A 6,196-nucleotide genomic window follows, 5' to 3' on the forward strand; every position below is an offset into this window, starting at 1 on the left:
GTCGGTGGGCCTCGACTACACGGGTGCCCGCACGCGCTGGTCGCTGGACGCATTGGCCACCCGGGGCGAAACCAAAGAATTCCGCCCACAAACCAGTTTTGCAGGCAGTGCCCTCGCCGTGCCGGCAGTGCCCGACGCGCGCCTGAACTTCTACCCGGGCACCAAACTGCAAGACAACGTCAAGACGGTCATGACGCGCCTGGAGCACGATCTGAACGACTCCACCACGCTGTACGGAAGCCTGGGCTACACGGACCTTGACTACGAGCAAACCTTCCCAAGCGGTCGCCCCGATGCGCTGGGCAACTTCAATGTGTCCAACGCCTACTACGACCAGTACACCAAGTCCAAAGCGGCCGACATTGGCGTGCGCACCAAATTCAAGACGGGCAGCATCAACCACACGCTGGCCGTCGGCGCCAACTACCTGGACCAGGAGACCGGCTATTTCTACGCCACCTCGGCCACGACCAACCCATCCAGCCTCTACAACCCCGCTCCCCTGCCTGCGATGACGGTGGCACGTGGGGCACCGCGCATCAGTTCGGTGACTGAGCAGTCCAGCCTGGCGGTGGCCGACACCATGGCCTTTGCCAACGACCGCGTGCTCGTGACGCTGGGCCTGCGCCATCAGACCATGGGTCAGACCAACTACAACGTAGCCTCTGGCGCACAGAGCAGCCACTACAAGCAAGACGCTGTCACGCCGCTGGCGGGCGTGGTCTTCAAGCCGATGAAAAATGTCTCGGTCTACACCAACTACACGGCGGGCCTTACGCGCGGCGCTACGGCAGGCCCGACGACGGCCAACGCGGGTGAAACCTTTGCCCCGCAAAAATCCAAACAAAACGAAGTCGGTGTGAAAGTGGACTGGGGCCAACTCACCACCCAGGCCGCCTTCTATCAAATCAAGAAACCTGGCTCTGTGACCGACCCAGTCACCAACGTTTTCAGCTTTGGTGGCGAGCAGCGCAACCGCGGGCTGGAGCTGACCGCCTATGGCGAGATCCAGCGTGGCCTGCGCGCCATGGCCAGCGCCTCGTTCAACAACGCCAAGCTCGCGCGCACCGCAGGCGGCGTGAACCAGGGCAACAACGCAGCCGGTGTGCCAGACCGCACCTTCAACCTGGGCCTCGATTGGGACACGCCCGTACAAGGCTTGAGCATCAACGGCCGCGTGATCAACACCTCGGCCGTCTATGCCGACGCCGCTAACCGCCTGCGCGTTGACGCCTGGACGCGCCTGGACCTGGGCGCCCGCTATGCCACCAAAGTGGCTGGCAAGCCCGTGGTGTTCCGCGCCAACCTCGAAAACGTGGCCGACAAGAACTACTGGGTGGTCAGCAACTACGTGACCGTGGGCGCGCCCCGCACGTTGATGCTGTCTGCTGCGGTCGACTTCTGATCGACCGCTGTTCCTTCCTTTGCTCCAAGGATTTGAAATGAAACCGACCCTCACGGAGTCAGACGTGGAGCGCCGCTCATGATGGCCGTGCTGCGCGGTGTTTGGCGCACAGGCCCGCTGGTGTCGCGCATCGTGGCTGCTATTGGCGGTGGTTATGCGGTGGCCGCGTTGGCCAGCGTGGCGGTGCTGGCCCTGCCCATGAGCCGTCCGCAGGCCGTGTTGACGGGCATGCTGGCCAGTTTTGCCATCTACACCTGCGCTGTGATCTGGGTGTTTGCCGTGCGCAGCGCGTGGCGCGCCTGGGTCGGGCTGGCCGTCGTGGCGATACCGCTGTTTGCCGCCGCCTGGACGGTCTGGTCTTCCGGAGCCAACCCATGACATCGACACCTTCGAACAACAACACTGCGCCCAAGGCACCGGGCATTCGCCAGACCATGTCGGACCTGCACACCTGGGCAGGCTTGCTGTGTGGCTGGTTGCTGTATGCCATGTTCCTCACCGGCACGGTGAGCTACTTCAAGGACGAAATCTCGCAGTACATGCGGCCCGAGCTGCACCACCCCGCGCAAACGCCGGACCCCGCCGAGGCCGCACAGCGCATCGTCGGCCAGTTGGGCCAGATTGCGCCGGGCAGCACGCAGTGGAGCATGCGCCTGCCCGACGAGCGCCACGCTACGGTCAGCAGCTTCTGGCGCCTGCCGCGGGGCGAAGGCAAGGGCGGGCGAGGTTTTGACGATGCCACCTTTGACGCCACCACGGGCGCCAAAGTCGCTGCCCGCGAAACGGTGGGCGGCGAGTTTTTCTACCGGTTCCACTTCCAGTTTCACTACATGCCCGTGCGCTGGGGGCGCTGGCTGGCGGGCTTTTGCGCCATGTTCATGCTGGTGGCCGTCGTCAGTGGCGTCATCACGCACAAGAAAATCTTCACAGACTTCTTCACCTTCCGCTGGGGCAAGGGGCAGCGCTCGTGGCTGGACGCGCACAACGCGCTGTCGGTCTTCGGGTTGCCGTTTCACCTCATGATCACCTACACCGGCCTCGTCACCCTGATGGCGTTGTATATGCCGTGGGGGGAACAAGCGGCCTACAAAACGCCAGCGCAACGCCAGGAACTTACCGCCGAGACCAGTCCCTCCGTTCAGCCCGTCAAGGCCACAGGCCAGACTGCGCCGCTGGCGCCCATCGATGCGATGGTGCGCCAGGGCCAGGAGCGCTGGGGGCACTACAACGTCAGCCGCGTCATCATCGCCAACCCAGGCGACTCTGCATCGCGCGTGAGCGTGGTGCGCGGCGAGGCGGGCCGCGTGTCCATGAGCCCGCAGTACATGGTGTTTGACGGCGTCTCTGGCCAACTGCTGCAGACCAAAGACACCGTGGGCCCCGCCGCAGAAACGCGGGGTGTGATGTATGCCCTGCACCTGGGCCGTTTTGGTGATGTGCCCATGCGCTGGCTGTACTTCATCGTCAGCCTGGCTGGCACCGCCATGGTGGGCACCGGCCTGGTCATGTGGACCGTCAAGCGCCGCCAAAAGCTGGGCAACCCTGCGCGTCCCCACTTTGGTTTCACGTTGGTAGAGCGGCTCAACATCGCCAGCATTTCGGGCCTGTCGATTGCCATGGCGGGCTTCCTGTGGGGCAATCGTCTGCTGCCACTCAGCATGGCCGAGCGCACGGCGTGGGAGGTGCATGTGTTCTTTGCCATCTGGGCGCTCACCTTGCTGCACGCCATGCTGCGCTCCGCACGGCGCGCGTGGATCGAGCAGTTCTGGGCTGCAGCCGCACTGCTGGGGTTGTTGCCCGTGGTCAGCGCCATCGTCACCGAGCGGCCTTTGTGGAGCAGCCTGATCCAGGGCGACTGGGTGTTTGCGGGCTTCGAACTCATGCTGTGGGTGCTGGCTGGCCTGCACGTGTGGCTGGCCTTGCGAACGGGGCGCCACCAACCGTTTCAGCGCAAGGCCAACAAGCGCCAAGCCGAGCCTCTGACGGGGGATGCAATGCCCCCAGGTGCCACCATGGCCGAGGAGGGTGTGCGATGAGCCACTTGCTCACCTTCATCGCGTGTCTGGCAGGCTTTGGTGCGCTGGCATTGGCCACCGAGCGTCAGCAGCATGCGCTGTTCGGCCAGGCATTGGCGCCGCGCGCCACCCGCGTGCTCCGGCTGGCTGGCTGGTCTGCGCTCATGCTGGCGCTGTATGTGATCGTGCAAGCGCAGGGCTGGGGCATGGGGCTGGTGAGCTACAGCGGGCACACCAGCTTGGCAGCGGGTGTGGTGCTGGGAGGGCTGATCATGCACAACCGGGTTCGCGAGCGGCGCTGACGCTGAGCTGTAACCCCGGCCCGCAGCGCATGCCAGAATGCGCCGAACGGAGGACATGATATGCATCAAGGATTTCACCCCGCCCGCCGCGCGGCGCTCCTATCCATCGCCGGGGCATTGGCCGCGTGTGGTGGCGGTGGCTCTGGTGACAACGGCCCGCCCCCGGAGACCGTCGGCCAGGTCATCAACTCCAGCCTCAGGTCCACAGCGAATGGCAACACCTACCCCATCCAGGTGTATCTGCCCCAGTCGTACGCCACGGGCACAACCGCATTGCCTGTTATCTACGCCACCGAAGGCGACGCGCCTTTCGGATCATCCAGCCCCTACTTGAACGGTTCCTACGCCACGCGCTTTGACGCCTTCAAGGACGTTATGCAGCGCCGCGGAACGCAGGCCATCCTGGTAGGCATCGGCGGCACCGCGTGGCGAGCCACCGATTTCCTGGTCCCAGGCGCGAGCAGGTACCTGGACTTCATCGTGAAAGAACTGGCTGTTTCCATCGAACGCCAGTACCGGGCCGACCCCAAGCGCCGGATGCTTTCCGGCCTGTCGCACGGTGGATATTTCGTGCTGGCGGCTTTGGTCCTGGAGGCCCAGGCGGGCGTGGCGCCCAGCTTTTCACATTACCTGTCTACCGAAATCAGTGTGGGTGAGCACACCAGCCCTGCCGGAGTGCTGGCGTTTGAAAAACGGATCGACGGCAAACCGTTGCCCACCACCTTCGTCATCGCTGGTGCGCGAAACGGAAACCACCCATCGATTGGCATCCCGCTGTACAACCAGATGGCCGCGCAGAACTTGCCGGGGCTGGTGCTGCTCAAGGCGGAGTACGACGCCTCGCACGTGGGAGCTGATGTGCCTGCGTTTGAAGATGCGTTGAAGCGGTTTTTCCCCTGAACATACGCGAGCCATGGCGCGACGATGTCGTGAATGCCCGCATGTGGATGCACTATCGACGGCGCAGAAAAAAGCACCTGATGAGGGTGCTTTTTTACATTCTGGCGGAGACTGTATTGCCAGAAGAAGGGCGAGGCTAGGAGGCCCGGTTTTCGCAGAGGGCTACGAAATCGGCCCACTCGGCTGAGGAATGGAAGATACGGATGCCGAGCAGCGCATGCAGTTCGTCGCGGTGCCGCCATATATCACCCCTGTCGGAGGTAAGCATTGCGTCGCACCCGGCATCGTGTGCGGAAGCGAGGTGCTGCACGTCTGTCTTGTTGTGGGCTCCGATGACTTTTGCTATGGCTACATGCATGGGCTTTTCGCCAGTGTCATTCCATGTGACGCCATCGAGATCCGACCAAGTGGCAGCGCTTGACCAAGTGAGTTTGGATGGGCGCGCTGCGGTGTCGATGCGCTTGAGCCGCTGCTCGTACGGGAAATGGACAGATTCCGCCAATCCCCGGGCCCTGAGGTGCTTCAGCCCTGGCATCTCGCCGCCTGTGTCCACGTAGACCTTGATCATCGGTGCCTCCTTGTTGCCGGTCGATCGTAGGGGAGGGGGCAGGTCAAAGTCTAGGAGGCTTGCCCCTGGGTACCGCCCTGTTCCATATGCGCAGAAAAATACCCGGTTGTATGAAAAGTAATCAAACGCCAAGTATTCAAAGATCGACTGCCAGCCCGCACGAATACTAGGTTCAGGCGCTTTGAATTCGATTTGATTTCCGCGAGTCGACTATGAGGTCGTGGCGAGGTTGTGCAACAGTTTTGCCCATTCCCAGCCCTTAAGTGCGAGAGGGAGCAGTGCCACCGCTACCGGTAGAAGGTAGTCGGTGAGTCGCGGTGTCCTGATCGCGACAAAGGCAAACGCCCGTGCTGTTCCTAAGGCAATGGTGCGCTGTTCACTTGGCCGTGTCTGGCCCCAATCACCATCATCAGGAGGATTTCCATACACCTCCTTTATTCCCCAGCGCCACCATGATTCCCACTCGAATACTTCACTGACGTGCTCTGAGTTATCGCCATAACGCCGCAATAGCCATCGCCGCATGCCCTGTCGAAGACCGAGGTCAGGTTCTTCGTGAAGATACTGGAAATATCGAAGGAGGAAGTAAGCCCACAGCACCCAAGCGCCAATCAGCAGACGCTCAGGATGCTCGAACGTGATTCCTGCACCGAAGATCGAGACCTTGTCTTCAAAGGTTGCACCAGCTAACTGGACCGCCAAGAGGCCGAGGCTAATGACAAGCAGGTTCCTGCGCTGGCGAAGCAGGTCAGAGCCCATTGGTTCGCGTTTATTCCCATTCATATCGATCCCTTCTGCAACTGATGGGTCTATTGGTGGGAAAAACAAAAAAACGCCCTGGAAGGCGCTTGTTTGCTTGGCATCTGGCGGAGACGGTGAGATTCGAACTCACGGACGGTTGCCCGTCGGCAGTTTTCAAGACTGCTGGTTTAAACCGCTCACCCACGTCTCCGGGAACGGAAGCTGCGGATTCTAGCCCACGGCGGGTGCTGATTTCTTTTGCAGC

At 62.2% G+C, this 6,196-nt stretch carries 7 protein-coding genes and 1 tRNA gene; 5 read left to right on the plus strand and 3 right to left on the minus strand.

Going from position 1 to position 6,196, the window contains the following annotated elements; all coding sequences use genetic code 11:
• The 5 genes from ACK41V_RS23110 to ACK41V_RS23130 all read left to right on the plus strand — a co-directional run.
• The coding region (locus ACK41V_RS23110; RefSeq protein WP_409785940.1) for a TonB-dependent receptor at positions 1-1,405 on the plus strand (1,405 nt) is incomplete at its 5' end.
• 78 nt (positions 1,406-1,483) lie between these two features.
• Positions 1,484-1,783, plus strand: a complete 300-nt coding sequence (locus ACK41V_RS23115; protein WP_409785942.1) for a DUF3649 domain-containing protein — start codon at positions 1,484-1,486, stop codon at positions 1,781-1,783.
• On the plus strand, positions 1,780-3,441 hold the full coding sequence (locus tag ACK41V_RS23120; RefSeq protein ID WP_409785944.1) for a PepSY-associated TM helix domain-containing protein: 1,662 nt from the start codon (positions 1,780-1,782) through the stop codon (positions 3,439-3,441). The genes ACK41V_RS23115 and ACK41V_RS23120 overlap by 4 nt, the downstream gene beginning before the upstream one ends.
• Entirely contained in the window at positions 3,438-3,722 is a 285-nt protein-coding gene (locus tag ACK41V_RS23125) for a DUF3325 domain-containing protein (protein WP_409785946.1), read from the plus strand. Before ACK41V_RS23120 ends, ACK41V_RS23125 begins: the two co-directional genes overlap by 4 nt.
• A 60-nt stretch (positions 3,723-3,782) precedes the next feature.
• Positions 3,783-4,622, plus strand: coding sequence for an alpha/beta hydrolase (locus tag ACK41V_RS23130; protein WP_409785948.1), 840 nt, complete (start codon positions 3,783-3,785; stop codon positions 4,620-4,622).
• A gap of 136 nt (positions 4,623-4,758) precedes the next feature.
• Here the strand turns inward: ACK41V_RS23130 and ACK41V_RS23135 are convergent, their stop codons facing one another.
• The 3 genes from ACK41V_RS23135 to ACK41V_RS23145 all read right to left on the minus strand — a co-directional run bounded on the left by ACK41V_RS23135 (position 4,759) and on the right by ACK41V_RS23145 (position 6,142).
• Positions 4,759-5,190, minus strand: coding sequence for a hypothetical protein (locus tag ACK41V_RS23135; RefSeq protein ID WP_409785950.1), 432 nt, complete (start codon positions 5,188-5,190; stop codon positions 4,759-4,761).
• A gap of 210 nt (positions 5,191-5,400) precedes the next feature.
• Entirely contained in the window at positions 5,401-5,973 is a 573-nt protein-coding gene (locus ACK41V_RS23140; protein ID WP_409785952.1) for a hypothetical protein, read from the minus strand.
• Positions 5,974-6,054: 81 nt separating this feature from the next.
• Positions 6,055-6,142: transfer RNA gene (locus ACK41V_RS23145), tRNA-Ser, on the minus strand.
• Positions 6,143-6,196: the final 54 nt, after the last annotated feature.

Source organism: Acidovorax sp. (assembly GCF_046291265.1).
In the GTDB taxonomy this organism is placed as follows: Bacteria; Pseudomonadota; Gammaproteobacteria; order Burkholderiales; family Burkholderiaceae_C; genus Acidovorax.

Coding starts and splice junctions, on each gene's coding strand:
- ACK41V_RS23115 (WP_409785942.1), top strand. CDS start 1,484: ATGATGGCCGTGCTGCGCGGTGTTTGGCGCACAGGCCCGCTGGTGTCG.
- ACK41V_RS23120 (WP_409785944.1), top strand. CDS start 1,780: ATGACATCGACACCTTCGAACAACAACACTGCGCCCAAGGCACCGGGC.
- ACK41V_RS23125 (WP_409785946.1), top strand. CDS start 3,438: ATGAGCCACTTGCTCACCTTCATCGCGTGTCTGGCAGGCTTTGGTGCG.
- ACK41V_RS23130 (WP_409785948.1), top strand. CDS start 3,783: ATGCATCAAGGATTTCACCCCGCCCGCCGCGCGGCGCTCCTATCCATC.
- ACK41V_RS23135 (WP_409785950.1), bottom strand. CDS start 5,190: ATGATCAAGGTCTACGTGGACACAGGCGGCGAGATGCCAGGGCTGAAG.
- ACK41V_RS23140 (WP_409785952.1), bottom strand. CDS start 5,973: ATGAATGGGAATAAACGCGAACCAATGGGCTCTGACCTGCTTCGCCAG.